The following is a 19744-nucleotide window of genomic DNA, read 5'->3' as shown; positions in this document are numbered from 1 at the left end:
ACATTTTGGGTAATCAGTAAACAGTAAGTAATATAATGTATATGAAAAGATATTTTATTTTAGGATTAACTTTACTCGGATTGAGTTTCTCGTCCTGCGATTTTCTGGATCGCGAACCGATGGATTTCGGAAATGAGAGCGCTTATTTTAAAAATCCCGAGGATTTAAAGATATTTGTTAACGACTACTATTCCCTGTTCCCGAAAATGGAATCGTTGTGGGGAGGAATCTATACGGTAGATAATACCAGCGACAACCAGATAGGTAACAGTATCAGTAATCTGTTTTATAAAGGAGAAAAGAAAACGGTCAATGCGGATAACTCTGACTGGAAGTTTAAAAACCTGCGTGGTATCAACTATTTTATCAGGAAGACGGAAGATCAGATAGCTGCAGGCGCAATGGTCGGTACAGAGGAATTCATTAATCATTATCTGGGCGAAGGTTATTTCTTCAGGGCGTACGAATATTTTCGGTTGCTCCGTAACTACGGCGACGTTCCGAAGATAGAAGAGATGTTAAGCGATGAAACGGAGGTATTGACGGCTGCTAGCAAACGTACGCCGCGTAATGAAATCGCCCGTTTTATATTGAGTGACCTCGATAAGGCGATTGAATTAATGATGGAAAAAGCTCCTGAATCCGGTCGTTTGTGTAAGGATGTCGCTTATTTGTTGAAGGCGCGTGTTGCTTTGTACGAAGGAACATGGGAAAAATACCATGCAGGGACGACTTTTGTGCCGGGTAACTCCAAATGGGTTGGAGCTACTACTTATCCGGACTTTAAATTTGTTGCCGGAAGTGCGGAAGCAGAATATAATTTCTTTTTTGATCAGGCAATAGCTGCCGCTGATGTAGTAGCCTCAAATCGGCAGTTAGATACGGACTATATCACAATGTTCAATAAGTTGGATCCTTTTAACGACAATGACGAGGTTATATTGGCCCGCTATTATATCGCAGGAATCCTTTCGCACAGTTGTTCCAATTATCTGGGACGTACGGGAGCTGGAACAGGATTGACACGCAGTATGGTTAACTCATACCTGATGACAAACGGTTTGCCCATCTATCATGCCAATTCCGGATATTTAGGAGATAAAGAACTTCGTTTAGAAATGAGAAATCGTGATACCCGTCTGACTAATTCTGTCAAAATAGTCAGCAGGATTTCCGGTGATACAATCTTCTATCATACACCGCAAATCACCTTGACGGGAAATGAAGCAGCAACGACAGGATATGATGTAAAGAAATATGTCAGCGATGTAGAAGGGCAGCAGGCGCAATACCAGGGAACGACGGCTACACCGATCTTCCGTTCTGCCGAAGCGTATTTGACTTATCTGGAGGCTTATTACGAACGCCATGGGCAATTGGACGGAAAATGTGATGTTTATTGGAAAGCCGTTCGTATTCGTGCCGGTGTGAATCCTGATTATAGAGCAACTATTGAAGCCACTGACCTGGCGCAAGAGAATGATCTGGCAGTTTGGTCGAAAGAGAGATATGTGGATAAGACCCTTTATAATATTCGCAGAGAACGGCGTTGCGAATTCGTGGCCGAAGGCATGCGGCTCGACGATCTGAAGAGATGGCGTGCACTGGATAAAATGGTCGACTATCAGGTAGAAGGAATTAATTTATGGGAAGAAATGTATAAATTATACGATCCGTCTACCATCGGTGAAGGAATCGTATCGCAGGCCGGGATTTCCAAGTATATTCGTCCGTTGCAGAAATCGGCTACGGGGGCTGCTTACTGGGGATATACCTTTCCGAAACCCCATTATCTGGAACCTATACCAGTAACAGATTTCCTTCTGACGACAGATAAGAATACAGGAAAATCCACCTTGTATCAGAATCCGGGCTGGCCCTCAGAAGTGGACGGTATTGCAGATTATGGTTTTGATTGTGACTAGGTAAGTTGTAAGGTTAAAATTGTGAAAAACGTCGGGTTACAGGATGAGTAAAAAATCATTGTAATCCGACGCTTATTTTTTGATTATCTTCACCTGCTACCCAAATCGTCATACAGCGTTTGTAACAGTACTTTGCCTTTATTCAGGCGGGTTTCGCTGTTTGTTACCGGGGTTTCGAGCAAGGGTTTGTTGCTTTCGTTGTCATATACTGAAACGCCCGTGCTGTCGATGAAACCGAATCCGTTGGGGAAGGTGTAGAAGGCATATTTTGGGGAGCCGGGATCGAGTATGTCGCGGCTGAATATGAAGGAGTCGTGCGGCAGGTTCAGCTGGCACAATAGGGTGGCAGCCAGATCTGTCTGGTTGGCATAGGTGTCAATCACCATCGGCTCTTTAACGGCTCCGCCCAACCAGATCATCGGGATGTGGAAACGGCGGGGTTCGTAATCCGTCAGTGTTGAAGGGTAACGGAAGCCGTGGTCGGATATCAATACGACCAGCGTGTTCTTCCAGGTCGGCAATTCCTTTAGCTTATCTACAAAGCTACCGATGCAACTGTCGGTAAATGCAACGGAGTTAAGATACGGGTCATCCAGATGGTGGAAAGGCACTTCGAACGGTTCATGGCTGCTCAGTGTCAGGAATGTACTGAGCCACGGCGTCTTTTCATCCCGGTCTTTGATCGATTCGTATAGATGGGTGAAAGTGATGTCATCGTTTGCTCCCCATTTGCTGAGGCGGCTGGAGAGTGGAAAGTCACGGTCGGCAGTGATTTGGCTGTATCCCGAACTGAAGAAGTAACTTTGCATATTCGTAAAGTTGATATCTCCCCCGTAAAGCATATCGGCTACATATCCCTGTTCTCCCAGGCTTTTGGCGATAGAGGGAAGTGTCTGGCTTTTGGCGGGATACTTCATGATAGAAGTCGTCGGTTGTGCCAGGTAACCGTTCAGTACGGCAACAATCCCCCTGTCGGTACGGAAGGAGTTGGCATACATATTGGTGAAGGTGATCCCCTCTTTGCTTAGCCTGTTCAGATTCGGGGTGACACCCGCTTCTCCTCCCACGGCTTCGATGGCGTTTGCTGTAAAACTTTCCATCAGGATGATCAGTATGTTTGGACGGTCGGTTGTCAGTAGACTGACCTTTTCCGTGTTATTTGTCAGGCTGTCATCCGGAAGGGTCAGTGCGGCATAGCGCTCCTTTCTCTCTTCTTCCGGGAAGAAATTGAACTGGGCGGCAAAATCCTGTTGTTTGCTGAGAGAAGCGAGCAGGCTGAATGCCGGGTTGATCGCCGAGTGGTTCAGAAACTGGTTTTTGCTGAAATAGACCATACCGACATTGGCGGTTGAAGTAGTCACTCCTCCTCGGATCGGAATGAAAAGGATGCCGGCGAGCAGCAGGACTATGATTGTTCCTCCCAATCTGTTTTGGGCCGGGGTCGCGGGAAATAAAGGTACGATAAACCGTTTAAACAACCAGAATATCCCGTAAGCATAGATCCCGAAAAGAGCGAACTGAAGCAGGAATGTACCGACCGGTACGCTGGCCATGGCGTCGGCGGGCGATTGCAGGTAAAAGAACAGGGTGGCGTCCAGCCGGAATCCCCAATAACCATACAGGGCAACGTCTACCGCAAAGATGGCTGCAACCACGATTCCCATAATCAGAAAATAACTTTTCAGGAACTTCTGATAGAACCTCCCCGGCAACCAGATGGAAATCAATACAGAGAGAAGCGGAATAACTGTCAGATATCCAGAAACCGTACAATCAAGCAACAACCCATGAGTAATTACCTTAAGGTAATCGGTTAGCGAACCCCCGTTCGCTAAGGCATGGTGATATAACATGAAGACCGGCTTTTGAATGGCGAGGACCGGAAGCCAGCCAATAAATACTGTCAGAAGGAATAACAACCGCTTTTTCATCTCTATATAATATATGTAATACACACCCCCTGCCCCCTCTCCAGAGGGGAAAAGTTACTATTTATATAACTTTTCTCGTAATTCGGCTACTGCCGGATCGGTGATGTAATCATCGTAATCCATCATCTTGTCGATGATGCCGTTAGGGGTCAGTTCGATAATACGGTTTGCCACCGTCTGGATGAACTCGTGGTCATGACTGGAGAAAAGGACGTTTCCTCTGAATGACTGCAACGTATTATTGAATGCCTGGATAGATTCCAGATCCAGGTGGTTGGTCGGTGTATCCAGGATCAGGCAGTTTGCATCCGTCAACATCATCCGGGAAATCATACAACGCATCTTTTCACCTCCGGACAATACGCTAACCTTTTTCAGCAATTCTTCACCCGAGAACAGCATACGGCCGAGGAAACCTTTCAGGAATACTTCGTTGGTATCTCCGGCGAACTGGCTCAGCCAGTCGATCAGGTTATAATCGGAATCGAAATATTTGGCATTATCCAGCGGCAGATAGGTCGTTGTGATCGTCTGGCCCCATTGGAAAGTACCGGCTTCCGGCTTTTCTTCTCCGTTAATAATCTGGAAGAGGGCAGTCATGGCACGCGGGTCGCGGCTGATGAATACAATCTTGTCGTCCTTTTCTACGTTGAAGTTCAGATCTTTGAACAAAACCTTACCTTCGATGCTTTTCGTCAGTCCTTTCACTTCGAGAATCTGGTTGCCCGGTTCGCGGTTCGGGGTAAAGATAATACCCGGGTAACGGCGTGAAGACGGTTTGATCTCTTCGATATTCAGCTTTTCGATCATCTTCTTACGGCTGGTAGTCTGTTTGGACTTCGCCACGTTGGCACTGAAACGGCGGATAAACTCTTCCAGTTCCTTTTTCTTTTCTTCCGCTTTCTTGTTCTGGTTCTGCTGCTGACGGAGTGCCAACTGGCTTGATTCGTACCAGAAGCTATAATTACCGGCAAACATTTGCAGTTTACCGAAGTCGATATCTACGGTGTGTGTACAGACAGAGTCGAGGAAGTGACGGTCGTGGCTCACTACCAGGATCGTGTGGTCGGAGTTGGACAGGTAATTTTCCAGCCAGCTCACCGTTTCCAGGTCGAGGTCGTTGGTCGGCTCATCCAGTAGCAGGTTGTCCGGCTGTCCGAAAAGAGCGCGGGCAAGTAATATACGCACCTTCTGCTTACCGCTCAGGTCTTTCATCATGCTGTAATGGTACTCTTCGGCGATACCCAGGCCGCTCAACAGGTTGGCTGCATCGCTTTCGGCGTTCCATCCTTCCATCTCGGCGAACTTCTCTTCGAGTTCCGAAACGCGGATACCGTCGGCATCGCTGAAGTCAGGCTTTTCGTAAAGCGCATTCTTTTCGCTCATGACTTCCCACAAGGTGGTATGTCCCATCAGGACCGTGTCCATAACCGTATGTTCGTCAAAAGCAAAGTGGTCCTGGCTTAATACCGAAAGACGTTCTCCCGGGCCTAAAGTTACCGAACCGCGTGTCGGGTCGAGCTGTTTGCTGATCACGCGGAGAAATGTTGATTTTCCGGCACCGTTGGCACCGATAATACCGTAGCAGTTACCCGGCGTAAACTTCATGTTTACATCCTGAAAGAGGATACGTTTGCCGAACTGTACGTCCAGATTGTTTACTGTTATCATATATTGAATACCTATTAATTTTTCGAATGAGTGCGCAAAGATACTAAAATCTATTGACTTTTTGGAACTTCCCGCAGCGTATAACTTGTTGTACATTTGTTTTTTCTATAATGATATAAGAAATATGACACAAAACATTTTCGTTTACATGGACTTTCAGGTCGCCTGGAAACGGGAGGCGGGAAAGGATAGTACGGCTGATCTTTACCGCGTGGTTCGCAACCGGCTGTACCGTTTTTGGAAAGGCGCTTCGCTGCAATGGACAGATATAACCGCCGCCATGGTAGATGATTTTGGCAGTTCGCTACGCGCCGAAGGGCTGGCGGTGAATACGGTGAACAGTTACCTGAGCAGTTTCCGGGCACTTTGCCATACCGCTTTGCGGGAAGGATTGCCCGGACCGGCCAGCGACCCTTTTGCCGGGTTGCATCTCAAACGGGAGGAAACGGCCAAACGTGCCTTGAAGATCGCGGAAGTCAATAAAGTGATGCAGGCGGACTATCCGGGGGAACCTTCGCTGCGTGAAGTGCTTGACCTGTTTATTTTCTCTTACCTCGCCTGCGGAATCCCTTTTGTGGACCTTGCCTGCCTGACAAAGAAAAACATCGTGGGCGGCGAGATCGTCTATTATCGGCATAAGACCGGGGCACTGATACGGGTGGGGATTACGCCTGCCATGCGGTTACTCTTGAGAAAGTACGGGCAGAAAGGTTCTCCTTACCTTTTCCCGGTCCTCTCGGCGGGCAAGGACGGACACGAAGCCTATAAAACTGCGCTTCGTAAATACAACAGCCTGCTCGTGATTATCGGCGCCCGCCTGCATCTGTCGGTGAAGCTGACTTCCTATGTGGCACGCCATTCGTGGGCTACCGAGGCGCTCCGTCAGAATATCCCGGTGGCAGTAATCAGCCAGGCAATGGGACATACTTCGGAGAAGACAACCCGTATCTACCTGGCCCAACTGGACCAGTCGGTACTGAACAAGGCGAATGCGAAGATTACGAAGAAAGCGGCCGATATGTTTCTGAAAAGGGCCTGAACCCTTATTTACGAAATAAGGGTGGCAAGTATTAATATTAACTTCCAGAATGCAGTAAAACTTGTTTTTCAAAGCATCTTGTGCGGCAAAGATAGGGAATAAAACAAAGTGGAAGCATATATTAAGATATTTTTGAAACATGAATTTGCTTTGGACTAGATTGTTATGTACCTGAGTGGTGCCTAAGCAACTATTTTTGTCTGTCAGCTACTAACTTTTACTTAAAAAGTCTTATCCTGCCTGTTTTGGTGCATACTGTCCCCGGGCATCAATCTAATTAACACCCTTTCACTATATAAACCTGTGCGAAACCGGTCTTTTTCCCCTTTAAAAAAGCCTTTTTCCTATCAGTTTACAGGTATTTTTCTTTCCCTTAAATGAAGCCCTGCCCCTTATTTCGTAAATAAGGTCTATAGGATAAAGAAAGATAAACGATAGAAAAGAGACTCTTTTATATGCTGATACTCATGTGTTTGCATATGGTATCCATTCCTCTTCATGGACAATATGTGTCATTGAAAAGTAACCTTCTCTATTTGGGAACGAGCACCTCGAATATGGGATTCGAGTTCCGCCTGGGCAGGAAAATGAGTCTTGACCTTTGGGGCGCTTACAATGCCTGGGAGTTCAAAAACGATATGTCGCTCAAACATTACCTCGTACAACCCGAACTGCGCTACTGGCCCTGCCAGACGTATGAGGGCCACTTCTTCGGCCTTCACGGCCACTACGGCCATTTCAATATCGGAAATATCCCGTTTATCCCGGGAATGGAAGAGAAAAACTACCGGGGCTACCATTGGGTGATCGGCCGCTATTGGGGGGAAGCGTTTGTCGGTGCCGGCTACGCCTATATGCAATATGAAAAATACGTCTGCTACGACTGTACGGAAGTGCTCGGAATATTCCGCCGTCATTATTTCGGCCCGACGCGTGCGGGCGTCTCCCTGATCTTTTTTATCCACTAATCCGCCCGGCATATGAAACATTTCCTATACATATTATATATAGCCTTTTCCGCCGCCCTTCCGGCCCGTACCCTCGCAGAGGGTGGGGAAGGAGTACCGCCCTGTGTGAAGATAGCCGGCGAACCCACTGCCGCGATCTATAACCGCTATAACAAGGAAATCCGTTTCCTGATCCCCGAAGATGAATCCGGTATTTCGCAGTTTCGTCAGGTGCTGGTCGCCGGCTACGCCTCGCCCGAAGGCTCCTACCAGCATAACGAGACATTGTCGCGCCAGCGTGCCGAAGAGTTCCGCACCTACATCAGCCGCCGTTACCTGTCGGAAGGCTGCCCGGTGATCTGTGGCAGCGTGGCGGAAGACTGGAGGAACTGCGCCGCATGGTCTCTGTTTCCGGCAAACCCTATGCGGAAGCAGTCTGTTTCATCATCGACAACTACGGCATCTTCGAAGGCTGCGAAACCTACCTGATGCAACTGGAAGACGGCCGCGTCTACGGCGAACTGCTGCGCGACATCTTCCCCTACCTGCGCCGCGTGGAACTGCGCCTCAGTTAAGAATCGGCCCCGGTTAGCGACGCCGAAGCCGCCCGCCTCTTATATTCGCATCCCGCCCGGCTCACCCTGTCGGAGATGTACCGCGTAGCTCGTTACTACCCGCCGGTCATTACCTCGACCGTGAAGACGTAAAAACCGACCCGCGCCGCCATCAACCGCCAGGTTATGTTAGAGTTGATTATCAGCGACGAAAGTGTCTCTCTCCCCTCTCGAGAGACTAGTTTTTACACAGTCTCTCAAGAGGGGAGCCAGTAACAATCAGTCTATAATTGGATAGTTCTATTTTGATAATAACAGAAACAACCTAATAATTATGAATAAAACAGACTTAATAAAATCAATGGCATCCCGGGTCGGATGTACCGAGGTGGTTGCGCGGCAGATGGTGGAGGTTCTGATGGAGGAGGGACTGAGTGACGGGAACGATATTGTTCTGCAAGGCTTCGGCACTTTCCGTCCCTGGAAACAGAGTTTTCGTGCAGGCCGTAATCCCCGTACCGGAGAGAGTTGTCCGATCGCTCCCCGTACCAGCGTCAGGTTTAAGGTTGGTAAGAATTTGTTGAGAGCAATGAATAAACGTTAACACGGATCGCGTTCGTTCCGTTATTTATGGCGGGGACTTTTCACTATCAACAGGATAGCATGAAAAATCCCCGCTTTTGTTATGGAAAGAAATTTACTTATCCTATGTGCTTATTGAAAATAATTATCTACTTTTGTGCTCTAAAACATTAAAATAAACCGAACAAAGATGGCTGCAACAAAACGTATCAAGCGTGCATTGGTCTCTGTATACCATAAAGAGGGACTGGATGAAATATTAAAGAAACTTCATAGCGAAGGTGTAACCTTCGTGTCAACAGGTGGAACTCAGACATTTATCGAATCATTAAATATCCCTTGCGATGCAGTGGAAGACCTGACCGGTTATCCTTCTATCCTGGGAGGACGTGTTAAGACTCTTCACCCGAAAGTTTTTGGAGGTATTCTCAACCGCAGAGATAACGAAGGCGATAAAGCGCAGATTGCAGAATACGAAATTCCTGAAATCGACCTGGTGATTGTAGACCTCTATCCGTTTGAAGAAACAGTAGCTTCAGGCGCAGAAGAACAGGCAATTATCGAAAAGATAGATATAGGCGGTATCTCATTGATCCGTGCCGCTGCAAAAAACTTTAAAGATGTAGTGATCGTAGCATCCAAAGCACAGTATCAGCCGTTGATGCAGGTGTTGAATGAAAAGGGTGCAGAAACTTCCCTGGAAGACCGTAAATGGTTCGCCAAAGAAGCATTTGCTGTTTCATCCGGCTATGACTCTGCTATTTTCAATTATTTCGATGGAGGCGAGGGTTCGCATTTCCGTGCTGCCGTAGACCAGCCGATGCACCTGCGTTATGGTGAAAATCCTCACCAGGCTGCTAAATACTATGGCAAGTTCAACGATATGTTCGACCAGATCCATGGTAAAGAGATCTCCTACAACAACCTGTTGGATATCGATGCTGCCGTTAGCCTGATCGACGAGTTCGACGAACTGACATTCGCTATCCTGAAACATAATAATGCCTGCGGTATCGCATCCCGTCCGACTGTGCTTGAAGCATGGAAAGAGGCACTGGCCGGAGACCCGGTTTCTGCATTCGGCGGTATCCTGATTACCAACAGCGCAATCGATAAAGAAGTAGCCGAAGAGATCAACAAGATTTTCTTCGAAGTAATCATCGCCCCGGAATATACAAAAGACGCTTTGGAAGTGTTGATGCAGAAGAAAAACCGCATCATCCTGGTCCGCAAGGATGCAAAGACTTGTCCGATGCAATTCCGTTCACTGTTAAATGGTGCATTGATGCAGGAAAAAGACCTGAGTATCCAGACTGCCGCAGATCTGGAACCGATGACTGACAAACAACCTTCCGCACAGGAAACAGAGGACTTGTTGTTCGCTAATAAACTGGTGAAGCACAGCAAATCGAACGCTATCACTTTGGTAAAGAACAAACAACTTTGCGCAAGCGGTATCGGTCAGACATCTCGCGTGGATTCTTTGAAACAGGCCATTGAAAAGGCAAACGCTTTCGAATTCGATTTGAAAGGTGCCGTTATGGCTTCTGATGCATTTTTCCCTTTCCCTGACTGTGTTGAAATAGCTGATAAAGCAGGTATTACTGCTGTTATTCAGCCGGGTGGTTCTGTAAATGACAAGCTGTCTGTTGATTATTGCAACGAGCATGGCTTGGCTATGGTTAAGACGGGTGTCCGTCATTTCAAACATTAATAATATGCCAATAAGACAATATGCCAATGTGCCAATTATAAGCACTTTTCATTGGCACATTAGCACATTGGCAAATTAACACATTATTTTTATGGGATTATTTTCTTTCACACAAGAAATAGCGATGGACCTGGGTACTGCGAATACCATCATCATCAGTGGTGGTAAGGTCGTAGTGGATCAGCCATCGGTAGTTGCCCTCGACCGGCGTACCGACAAAGTATTGGCGGTCGGAGAAAAGGCACGCCAGATGCACGGAAAGACGCACGAGAATATTCGTACGATCCGTCCGCTCCGCGATGGCGTGATTGCCGACTTCTTTGCTGCCGAGCAAATGATACGCGGCATGATTAAAATGATAAATCCGAAACACCGCTGGTTCTCACCTTCGCTGCGCATCGTGGTTTGTATTCCTTCGGGCAGTACAGAAGTGGAGATCCGTGCCGTACGCGACTCTGCCGAGCATGCCGGCGGACGCGACGTCTACATGATTTATGAACCTATGGCTGCTGCAATCGGTATCGGTATCGACGTAGAAGCACCCGAAGGCAATATGATCGTGGATATAGGCGGTGGTACGACCGAGATCGCTGTTATCTCGCTGGGCGGTATCGTATCCAATAAATCGATCCGTATTGCAGGAGATGACCTGACGGCTGATATTATGGAATATATGCGCCGCCAGCACAATGTGAAGGTGGGTGAACGTACCGCCGAACTGATCAAGATCAATGTCGGTTCAGCGCTGACGTTCCTGGATAATCCTCCTGAAGATTATATCGTACATGGTCCGAACCAGATGACGGCCCTTCCGATGGAAGTTCCCGTTTCTTATCAGGAAATCGCACATTGCCTGGAGAAATCGATCTCCAAGATGGAGGCGGCTATCTTGAGTGCGCTCGAGCAGACTCCTCCCGAACTGTATGCCGATATCGTACGTAACGGTATCTACCTGGCAGGTGGCGGTGCTTTGATGCGCGGGCTTGACAAACGTCTGACGGATAAGATCAATATCCCGTTCCATATTGCAGAAGATCCGTTGCATGCGGTTGCAATAGGTACAGGCGTTGCATTAAAGAATATAGATAAATTTAATTTCCTTATTCGATAAGGGGAATAATGTGCCAGTTAATCAATATGCCAATGTGCCAATAAAAGCACATTCGTCGGTGTATTGATTAATTGGCATATTGGCACATTATCAAATTGGCACATTATTATTTATGCGTAAACTGCTGGACTTCCTGGTAAGAAAGAGGCATTGGTTCCTGTTCGTTTTGCTTGAGATTGTTTCGCTGATGCTGATTTATCGTAATAATGCATACCAGCGGAATATCATCTTCAGTTCGGCAAACGTATTGACAGGACATATTGCGTCCGTTTCCGGTTATGTAACATCGTATCTGAACCTGCATGAGATCAACAAGGAATTGCTGGAAAGGAACGGGCAACTGGAGATGGAATTGCTGGAGTTGCAGGACCGTCTGGATATGATGGTGGCGGATACGGTTGCTTTTGCCGGGTTTGCTCCTGATTCGACCGAGCAGTTTGCATATAGTTTTATCCTGGCCGGGGTGGTGAATAACAGTGTCAGCCATCTTTCGAATTATATCACTGTAAACAAAGGAAGTAAAGACGGAATAGCACCAGATATGGGAGTTGTTTCCGAAAGAGGAGTTGTAGGAATTGTTTCGACGGTGAACGATCATTTCTCTGTGATCATACCTCTGCTTAATCCGAAATCGCAGTTAAGCTGCAAAGTGTTGGGAAGTACTTATTTCGGAGCTTTGATCTGGAAAGGGCGCGATATCCGTTTTGCCAACCTGGAAAAACTGCCGCGCCATGTGGAGTTCCAGAAGGGAGATACGATCGTGACAAGCGGTTATTCGAGCGTGTTCCCGGCAGGGCTGATTGTCGGTACGGTGGCAGATTTTGAAAAACAGCATGACGACAACTTTTTTTCACTCGAGGTGGAATTGGCTACGGACTTTCAGGCACTGAACAATGTCCGTATCATCAAGAATTATAATCAGGCAGAACAAAGAAGAGTAGAACAAGAGGCGAGAAGAAATGATTAATTTATTACGGGGATTGGTTTATTTCGTTGTACTGGTATTAATTCAGGTTTTGATCCTGAATAATATCCATTTCCTGCGGATTGCAACGCCGTTCCTGTATCTTTATTTTATTATAAAGATGCCGGTGGGTACGTCGCGCGACCTGGTCGTTCTTTTCTCTTTCCTTATCGGTCTGGTGATCGATATGTTTTCAAATACCCCCGGAATGCATGCGGCAGCCTGTACGCTGGCCGGATTTATCCGTGAACCGCTGATCCGCTTTTTTATGGGGAAGGACTTGCCCGAGGGGATTTATCCTTCCTATAAGACCTTTGGCTATGGTGGCTTCTTCCGGTATGTGCTTTCATTTGTGGTGATCCACCATGTCACTTTATTCCTGATCGAATCGTTGACGCTGTTCGATCCGTTATTCCTTGCCATCCGTATCGGGGCGAGTGTGGTAACGACTACATTATTAATTTGTACAATAGAAGCATTCAATATAGAGACACAAAAGAGTGGAGACTAATACGAAGTATACACTTGAGAACAGGCGTTATGTGATAATAGGCGCTGTGGTTCTGCTGGTTCTCGTCTTTATCATCCGTTTATTCTACCTCCAGGTGGTTGAGAACGATTATAAAGCATGGGCAGACAGCAATGCGTTCCTGAAAAAGACTTTGCCGCCTTCACGCGGAATGATTTATGACCGTAATGACAACCTGCTGGTTTATAACCAGCCGGCTTACGATGTGATGCTTATCATGCGCGAAATCCAGCCGTTCGATACGTTGGATTTCTGTAATATCCTGAGTATTACAAAAGAACAGTTTGAAAAACGGATCGCAGAAATAAAGAACCGGCGGTTGAATCCGGGGTACTCGTCGTATGTCCCACAACTGTTTATGAACCATCTTTCGGCTCAGGAGTGCGGGGTATTGCAGGAAAAACTATATAAATTTCCTGGCTTTTATATCCAGAACCGTACGATCCGCCAATATGAATATCCTTATGCGGCACATATACTGGGTAATATCGGTGAGGTGAACCGGAAGGATATAGAAAAAGACGATTATTATGTACAAGGCGATAACTCCGGGCGCGCGGGTGTTGAACGTTCCTATGAAAAGGAACTGCGCGGGGAGAAGGGCGTGGAGATTCTCTTACGGGATGTGCATGGTCGTATCAAAGGGAAATATGATGACGGGAACAGCGATATAGCTCCTGTTTCCGGTAAGAACCTAAAACTTGCAATCGATATTAATTTGCAGGCTTATGGAGAAAAGTTGATGAAGAATAAGGTCGGTAGTATCGTGATGATCGAGCCGGAGACAGGCGAAGTTCTTTGTATGGTCTCTTCTCCTAATTATGATCCGAGTTTATTGGTCGGGCGCCAGCGTGGGAAAAACCATAAGATGCTGGAAGAAGATCCTCAGACTCCGCTTATCGACCGTTCCATAACCGGTTATTACCCTCCCGGCTCTACATTTAAACCGACACAGGGACTGATCTTTTTACAGGAAGGGGTGATAACGCCCGAAACCATGTATACTTGTGCACATGGATATACTTTCTCATCGAAAAGAAAGCCGGCTTGTCACGGACATATGTCTCCTTTGAGCCTGGTTCCGGCTTTGGCAACTTCCTGTAACTCTTATTTTTGCTGGGGACTGCATGATATGCTGGATAGCCGCCGTCGTTACCCGACTATACAGAAAGGTTTTGAGGTCTGGAAGAATCATCTGGTTTCTATGGGATACGGTTATAAATTGGGAATCGATTTGCCTGGGGAGCGGAGAGGTTTTATCCCGAACAGTGAATTTTATGATAATTATTATCATCGCTGGACTTCTACAACGGTCATATCTATTGCGATTGGGCAGGGTGAAGTAACCGCCACGCCGTTGCAGATCTGTAACCTGGCGGCAACGATCGCCAACCGGGGCTATTTTATTACTCCTCATGTCGTAAAAGAAATACAGGATACCCCTTTGGATTCGCTTTATACAGAAAAACGTTATCCGACGGTGGATTCAAAATATTATGAAATCGTGGCAGAAGGTATGCGTAATGCAGTACTGGGAGGGACTTGTTGGGCTGCGGCGATACCGGGTATTGAAGTATGCGGAAAAACCGGTACGGCCGAAAATCCTCATGGAAAGGATCATTCCGCTTTTATCGGTTTTGCTCCTTATAAAAATCCGAAAGTCGCTATCTGCGTATATGTCCAGAATGGCGGTTTCGGGGCAGCGTTCGGAGTGCCTATCGGAAAGTTGATGATGGAATTGTATCTGAAAGGTGAGATTGCACCTGAGGATAAAGCGTTGGAAGAAAAAATGGTGAATTCGGTTGTTACCGAAGATCATGTTTATTTATTGGGAAATAGTGGGGTATAGAAAGACTGAAATATGGAAAACGATTGACTGGTTTACCATCATCTTTTATTTGTTGATGATAGTGGCCGGTTGGTTTACGATTTGTGGTGCCAGCTTTGAGTTTGACAGCATGAGTTTATTTGATATAAATGGGCGTCCGGGGTCGCAGCTGATGTGGGTGGGCGTTTCGATGGTGGTTATTTTTGTCATACTGATGCTGGAAAGCGATTTCTTTGATGTCTTTGCTTACCTGATCTATGCGGGAATTATCGTTCTGCTGATAGCGACCATCTTTTTTGCTCCCAATATAAAGGGGTCCCATTCTTGGTTGCAGCTGGGTTCATTTCGTATACAACCTGCTGAATTTGCGAAGTTCGCTACAGCTCTGGCAGTGGCAAAGTTTATGAATTCCTATGGATTTCAGCTGACTACTGTCAAGAACTTCTCTATAACGCTTCTGCTGATTTTCCTGCCGATGATCTGTATTATTCTGCAAAAGGAGACTGGCTCGGCTTTGGTTTATTTTGCTTTTTTCCTGATGTTGTACAGGGAGGGGATGTCCGGATATATTTTGCTGGCCGGTGTTTGTGCGGTGGCGTTTTTTGTAACTACGATGAAATTTTCGGATGTAGTAGTAGGTGCGACGGATATGGGAGAGTTGATTGTTTCCTCCATGATACTGGTTATCTCCTTTTTTCTTGTGGCGACAGTCCGCAGGGACAGGATGGCATTGCAGGTTATGCTTGGAGGAACGGCTATCGTGTATTTGGCTGCTTATATTACGTCCTTGTTTGTTCCCGTAAACTTTGCCTGGGTTTCGATGGGATTGGTCGGACTGGCTGTCGTTTACCTGGTATATCTTTCTATGCGTAACTGGGTCTGGCATTATGCACTGATAGCCGCCTTTGCTTTGGGATCGATGGCCTTCATGTATTCGGTGGATTATGTGTTCGACGAGATACTGGAACCCCATCAGCAGATCCGTATCAAAGTTTCGTTGGGATTGGAAGATGATCCGAGCGGTGCCGGTTACAACGTGAACCAGTCGAAGATCGCTATCGGGTCGGGCGGACTGACCGGAAAAGGTTTCCTGAACGGGACGCAAACAAAACTGAAATATGTACCGGAACAGGAGACGGACTTTATATTCTGTACCGTAGGAGAGGAGCACGGTTTTATCGGGTCCTCTGTGGTGCTGATCTTATTCGGGATATTTATCATCCGGCTGGTTATTCTTTCCGAGCGGCAGAATACGGCTTTTGCCCGGGTGTATGGCTATAGCGTAGCCTCCATCTTCTTCTTTCACCTGGCGATAAATGTGGGAATGGTTACCGGGATAACGCCCGTAATCGGTATTCCCTTGCCTTTCTTCAGCTATGGAGGCTCTTCTTTGCTGGGATTTACAATCTTGTTGTTTATCTTCCTGCGCCTGGATGCTTCCCGGAGAGAGCGATGATCAATTAGTCTTTTCTACCCGGAATCCGATTTCCTGGATTCCTCTCAATGTACTGTCGCGCATTCCCTGGCGGAAACTGAATGTGTACATCCCCGGGTGTTCGAATTTATAGTTGGTCCGTATCGGAAAGCTGGACTGGAACAGGGATATGCCATGCCCGTGCCATTTTCCGAACTCGTCAGCCAGCACACATTCTATCGTATCCCGTTTCAAAGGACCGATCGGCTGCTCTTCATTGCAGAAAAGCCAGAGGTTCTGGTAAGGATACATATTATTATTACGAACCTCGAATGTCAGGTTGTAGGGAACGGAAATGTCGTCTACATGAAAAGAGAAATAATATTCCTTATCCTTCCCCCACATTGTATTATCAATGGCCTGGTACTGGTCGTACAAGGCCTGTCGATCGCAGGAGAAGCATAAGGATATGAAGAGAACGACAATGAATCCTTTAAGCTTCGGGCTTATTTTCCGGTTTGTTGCCCGGTTTAGCTTGCTGCTGAGGTCTGTCATTATTCGCTTGCTTGTCATTATTGCCTTTAGGTTTTTGTCTGTTTCTGTTATTCCGGTTATTGTTGTTACGGTTGTTGTTACCGTTATTTCCGTTATTATTAGCGTTACCGCCTTTGTTACCGTTGTTGTTGCCGGAAGGTCTGTTGCTGTTTTCGTTACCCGGCTGTCTGTCGTTATTACCCGGCTGCTGCCTGTCGTTGTTGACGGGTTTGTTACCGGCCTGTTTGTTGTTTGCCGGCCTGTTGTTGCCGCCTTCGCCACCGGCAGCAGCGTTCGCATTGTTTCCGCCGCCATTGCCGTTATTGCCTCCGTTGTTTCCTGCCGGACGTTTTTTCTTCTTTTTCTTGACCGAGTCGAAACGGGTAACGCTATCCTGACCGAGAATGTCCTGAGCATCGCGTTTGGGCGGCTGAGGTTTGGTGTCGGCTTCCAGTGTGACCGGTTTGCTTCCTTTCTTATTCATATTGATCACGTCGAATGCACGTTCGGCTGATATTGTTATCAGGTTTGCGGCAAATGATTTGTCGGTAGAATAAGTTATTTCGCGTTTGAAGATGTCTGTCTTGAAATGGTAGTAGTTGTTATCTTTCGTTTCAAGTACGATTTCCCTCGAGGGCAGGCGTTTCTGAGCTTCCACATAGGCGTCCACTTCGTAATTGATACAACATTTCAGTTTTGCACATTGTCCGGCGAGCTTCTGCGGGTTCATGGAAATATCCTGGTAACGGGCGGCACCGGTAGCCACAGAAACGAAGCTGGTCATCCAGCTGGAACAGCAAAGTTCGCGTCCGCAAGGTCCGATACCTCCGATACGCCCGGCTTCCTGGCGGGCTCCGATCTGCTTCATCTCGATACGTACGCGGAATGCTTCGGCCAGGACTTTGATCAGCTGGCGGAAGTCGACACGTTCGTCTGCGATGTAGTAGAAAATAGCCTTGTTGCCATCCCCCTGGTATTCTACGTCACCGATCTTCATGTTCAGTCCCAGGTCTGCTGCGATCTGGCGTGAACGGATCATGGTTGCATGCTCTTTCGCTTTCGCCTCTTCGTATTTTTCGATATCGGTGGGCTTTGCCTTGCGGTACACTTTTTTAGGTTCGTATCCTTCTCCGGTACGTATATTGTTCTTTTTCATTTGAAGAAGAACAAGTTTTCCGGTGAGGGTTACCGTTCCTATATCATGTCCGGGACTGGCTTCGACAGCGACCATATCTCCTTTTTCGAGAGGTATTTTGGAACTGTTCAGGAAATAACCTTTCCGGGTATTTTTGAATTGTACTTCTACATAATCGGTTGCATTTTCCGCATCAGGTACGTCGCAGAGCCAATCGTAGGTATTCAGTTTTGTATTTTGTATTTTGCTGCATCCCTTTTTCCCCATGCAGCAGCTTCCTTTATTTAGTTTGAAATCCATTTTCCGGTAATATATATGTTTTATAATGTGTATGGTACGTATGATACGTACAATTACGCAAAAATAGTCAAATATTCTCAGAGAATGAGCAAGGGATAGTGAAAAAACAAGAACAGGAAAAAAGTGAAAGGCCCCCAAGCCTGTATTTCTACCGTTTGGGAGCCTTTTATTATAAATATAGTAACAGTTTAGTCTACTAAGCCGTGACTTTTAAATACTTTGTGAATAGCTTCAAGCGCATAATCCAACTGCTCTTTCGTATGAGTTGCCATCAGGGAGAAACGGATCAGCGTATCTTCAGGAGCGACAGCCGGCGAAACTACCGGGTTTACGAAGATACCTGCTTCGAACAGTTCCTTAACGATCAGGAATGTCAGGTCGTTGTCGCGGATGAACAAAGGAATGATCGGAGTAGCTGTATGTCCGATTTCGCAACCCATGTTGCGGAAGCCGTCCAAGGCATAGTGAGTCAGTTTCCACAGATGCTCGATACGTTCCGGTTCGCTCAGCATAATATCGAGTGCCGCACCCGCTGCTGCGGTAGCTGCCGGAGTGTTGCTTGCACTGAAAATGTAAGAGCGTGAATTGTGACGGAGGTAGTTGATGGTGTCTTTGTCTGAAGCGATAAATCCACCGATAGAAGCCAATGATTTACTGAAAGTACCCATGATCAGGTCGACGTCGTCGGTAACACCGAAATGGTTACAGGTTCCGCGTCCGTGATCTCCGAGAACTCCCAAACCGTGTGCTTCGTCAACCATGACGCTGGCATTGTATTTCTTTGCCAAGGCAACGATTTCCGGAAGTTTGGCTATGTCTCCTTCCATACTGAACACACCGTCGATAACGATCAGTTTCACTTTGTCGGGTTCGCATTTCTGGAGTTGTTTCTCCAGCGAATCCATATCGTTATGCTTGTATTTAAGTTTGGTTGAGAATGACAGGCGATGGCCTTCGATAATGGAGGCATGGTCCAGTTCGTCCCATAAGATATAATCTTCACGCCCTGTCAGGCAGGATACTACTCCCAGATTCACCTGGAAACCTGTTGAATACACGATTGCGTCTTCTTTTCCTACGAATTCGGCCAGACGCTTTTCCAATTGGATATGGATGTCAAGCGTACCATTCAGGAAACGTGAACCGGCACATCCCGTACCGTACTTTTTGATCGCTTCAATTGCTGCCTCTTTTACTTTAGGGTGATTAGTCAATCCTAAATAAGCATTTGAGCCAAACATCAGGACTTTTTTACCGCTGATCATCACTTCAGTATCCTGATCGCTTTCGATCATTCTGAAGTAAGGATAAATCCCTGCTGCCATAGCTTTTTGAGGAGCATCGTACTTTGCTAGTTTCTCTTGTAAAAGTTTCATATTATTATTGAAGAGAATGATTTTCTCGCTAATTAAAATTCCATTAATAGAATTAAGGGTTTGTCGTATACATATTCATGTATGTTTCGGCAAATCCAGCCGCAAAAGTAGTAAAAAAATAACTTATAGTAGCCTTAATGCTTTAAAAGTTTTACAAAAGCATTATTTTTGTCGCTTCAATCTTTATAAA

General features: G+C 46.6%; 16 protein-coding genes. 11 read left to right on the top strand and 5 right to left on the bottom strand.

Going from position 1 to position 19744, the window contains the following annotated elements:
- Positions 1 to 41 precede the first annotated feature (41 nt).
- Positions 42 to 1925: a RagB/SusD family nutrient uptake outer membrane protein gene (locus DWW91_RS07220; RefSeq protein WP_158599434.1), complete on the top strand. Its 1884-nt coding sequence runs from the start codon at positions 42 to 44 to the stop codon at positions 1923 to 1925.
- Positions 1926 to 2014: 89 nt separating this feature from the next.
- On the opposite strand, the gene DWW91_RS07215 is transcribed toward DWW91_RS07220, so the two are convergent.
- Both DWW91_RS07215 and DWW91_RS07210 read right to left on the bottom strand, forming a co-directional pair.
- Positions 2015 to 3856, bottom strand: a complete 1842-nt coding sequence (locus DWW91_RS07215) for an LTA synthase family protein (protein WP_199722560.1) — start codon at positions 3854 to 3856, stop codon at positions 2015 to 2017.
- Positions 3857 to 3913: 57 nt separating this feature from the next.
- The gene (locus DWW91_RS07210; protein WP_122327374.1) at positions 3914 to 5527 is read right to left on the bottom strand and encodes an ABC-F family ATP-binding cassette domain-containing protein; all 1614 of its coding nucleotides are present in this window, start codon (positions 5525 to 5527) and stop codon (positions 3914 to 3916) included.
- Positions 5528 to 5651: 124 nt separating this feature from the next.
- On the opposite strand from DWW91_RS07210, the gene DWW91_RS07205 reads away from it, so the two are divergent.
- From DWW91_RS07205 to rodA, 10 genes are all read left to right on the top strand, one after another.
- Entirely contained in the window at positions 5652 to 6566 is a 915-nt protein-coding gene (locus DWW91_RS07205; protein ID WP_122327346.1) for a site-specific integrase, read from the top strand.
- A 455-nt stretch (positions 6567 to 7021) separates the two neighbouring features.
- A complete protein-coding gene (locus tag DWW91_RS07200; protein ID WP_122327345.1) occupies positions 7022 to 7534 on the top strand; it encodes a DUF3575 domain-containing protein in 513 nt (170 codons plus the stop codon).
- A gap of 12 nt (positions 7535 to 7546) precedes the next feature.
- On the top strand, positions 7547 to 8002 hold the full coding sequence (locus tag DWW91_RS07195) for an OmpA family protein (RefSeq protein ID WP_122327344.1): 456 nt from the start codon (positions 7547 to 7549) through the stop codon (positions 8000 to 8002).
- Between the two features lie 399 nt (positions 8003 to 8401).
- A complete protein-coding gene (locus DWW91_RS07190; protein ID WP_007659020.1) occupies positions 8402 to 8671 on the top strand; it encodes an HU family DNA-binding protein in 270 nt (89 codons plus the stop codon).
- 168 nt (positions 8672 to 8839) lie between these two features.
- On the top strand, positions 8840 to 10363 hold the full coding sequence (gene purH / locus DWW91_RS07185; protein WP_007659019.1) for a bifunctional phosphoribosylaminoimidazolecarboxamide formyltransferase/IMP cyclohydrolase: 1524 nt from the start codon (positions 8840 to 8842) through the stop codon (positions 10361 to 10363).
- 91 nt (positions 10364 to 10454) lie between these two features.
- Positions 10455 to 11474, top strand: coding sequence for a rod shape-determining protein (locus DWW91_RS07180; protein WP_007659018.1), 1020 nt, complete (start codon positions 10455 to 10457; stop codon positions 11472 to 11474).
- A gap of 112 nt (positions 11475 to 11586) precedes the next feature.
- Positions 11587 to 12441, top strand: coding sequence for a rod shape-determining protein MreC (gene mreC, locus DWW91_RS07175; RefSeq protein ID WP_122327343.1), 855 nt, complete (start codon positions 11587 to 11589; stop codon positions 12439 to 12441).
- Positions 12434 to 12949 (top strand): rod shape-determining protein MreD, encoded by a 516-nt coding sequence (gene mreD, locus DWW91_RS07170; RefSeq protein ID WP_122327342.1) that lies wholly within the window; start codon positions 12434 to 12436, stop codon positions 12947 to 12949. The genes mreC and mreD overlap by 8 nt, the downstream gene beginning before the upstream one ends.
- Positions 12939 to 14816, top strand: coding sequence for a penicillin-binding protein 2 (gene mrdA, locus DWW91_RS07165; protein ID WP_122327341.1), 1878 nt, complete (start codon positions 12939 to 12941; stop codon positions 14814 to 14816). Before mreD ends, mrdA begins: the two co-directional genes overlap by 11 nt.
- Positions 14806 to 16251 carry a rod shape-determining protein RodA gene (gene rodA / locus DWW91_RS07160; protein WP_122327373.1) on the top strand — a complete coding sequence of 482 codons (1446 nt, stop codon included), beginning with the start codon at positions 14806 to 14808 and terminating at the stop codon, positions 16249 to 16251. Before mrdA ends, rodA begins: the two co-directional genes overlap by 11 nt.
- Here rodA and gldH read toward each other — a convergent pair whose 3' ends face one another.
- From gldH to DWW91_RS07145, 3 genes are all read right to left on the bottom strand, one after another.
- Entirely contained in the window at positions 16252 to 16764 is a 513-nt protein-coding gene (gene gldH, locus DWW91_RS07155) for a gliding motility lipoprotein GldH (protein WP_007659013.1), read from the bottom strand.
- The gene (locus DWW91_RS07150) at positions 16703 to 18178 is read right to left on the bottom strand and encodes a regulatory iron-sulfur-containing complex subunit RicT (protein ID WP_122327340.1); all 1476 of its coding nucleotides are present in this window, start codon (positions 18176 to 18178) and stop codon (positions 16703 to 16705) included. Before DWW91_RS07150 ends, gldH begins: the two co-directional genes overlap by 62 nt.
- Positions 18179 to 18366: 188 nt before the next feature.
- Positions 18367 to 19554, bottom strand: coding sequence for a pyridoxal phosphate-dependent aminotransferase family protein (locus DWW91_RS07145; protein ID WP_122327339.1), 1188 nt, complete (start codon positions 19552 to 19554; stop codon positions 18367 to 18369).
- Positions 19555 to 19744 lie beyond the last annotated feature (190 nt).

The organism is Parabacteroides sp. AF17-3 (genome assembly GCF_003635445.1).
GTDB classification, from domain to species: Bacteria; Bacteroidota; Bacteroidia; order Bacteroidales; family Tannerellaceae; genus Parabacteroides; species Parabacteroides goldsteinii.
This window is presented reverse-complemented; position numbering and strand designations above follow the sequence as displayed.

Excerpts from the sequence above, each read along its gene's own strand:
- DWW91_RS07220 (WP_158599434.1), top strand. The coding sequence starts at position 42 with ATGAAAAGATATTTTATTTTAGGATTAACTTTACTCGGATTGAGTTTC.
- DWW91_RS07215 (WP_199722560.1), bottom strand. The coding sequence starts at position 3,856 with ATGAAAAAGCGGTTGTTATTCCTTCTGACAGTATTTATTGGCTGGCTT.
- DWW91_RS07210 (WP_122327374.1), bottom strand. The coding sequence starts at position 5,527 with ATGATAACAGTAAACAATCTGGACGTACAGTTCGGCAAACGTATCCTC.
- DWW91_RS07205 (WP_122327346.1), top strand. The coding sequence starts at position 5,652 with ATGACACAAAACATTTTCGTTTACATGGACTTTCAGGTCGCCTGGAAA.
- DWW91_RS07200 (WP_122327345.1), top strand. The coding sequence starts at position 7,022 with ATGCTGATACTCATGTGTTTGCATATGGTATCCATTCCTCTTCATGGA.
- DWW91_RS07195 (WP_122327344.1), top strand. The coding sequence starts at position 7,547 with ATGAAACATTTCCTATACATATTATATATAGCCTTTTCCGCCGCCCTT.
- DWW91_RS07190 (WP_007659020.1), top strand. The coding sequence starts at position 8,402 with ATGAATAAAACAGACTTAATAAAATCAATGGCATCCCGGGTCGGATGT.
- purH (WP_007659019.1), top strand. The coding sequence starts at position 8,840 with ATGGCTGCAACAAAACGTATCAAGCGTGCATTGGTCTCTGTATACCAT.
- DWW91_RS07180 (WP_007659018.1), top strand. The coding sequence starts at position 10,455 with ATGGGATTATTTTCTTTCACACAAGAAATAGCGATGGACCTGGGTACT.
- mreC (WP_122327343.1), top strand. The coding sequence starts at position 11,587 with ATGCGTAAACTGCTGGACTTCCTGGTAAGAAAGAGGCATTGGTTCCTG.
- mreD (WP_122327342.1), top strand. The coding sequence starts at position 12,434 with ATGATTAATTTATTACGGGGATTGGTTTATTTCGTTGTACTGGTATTA.
- gldH (WP_007659013.1), bottom strand. The coding sequence starts at position 16,764 with ATGACAGACCTCAGCAGCAAGCTAAACCGGGCAACAAACCGGAAAATA.
- DWW91_RS07150 (WP_122327340.1), bottom strand. The coding sequence starts at position 18,178 with ATGGATTTCAAACTAAATAAAGGAAGCTGCTGCATGGGGAAAAAGGGA.
- DWW91_RS07145 (WP_122327339.1), bottom strand. The coding sequence starts at position 19,554 with ATGAAACTTTTACAAGAGAAACTAGCAAAGTACGATGCTCCTCAAAAA.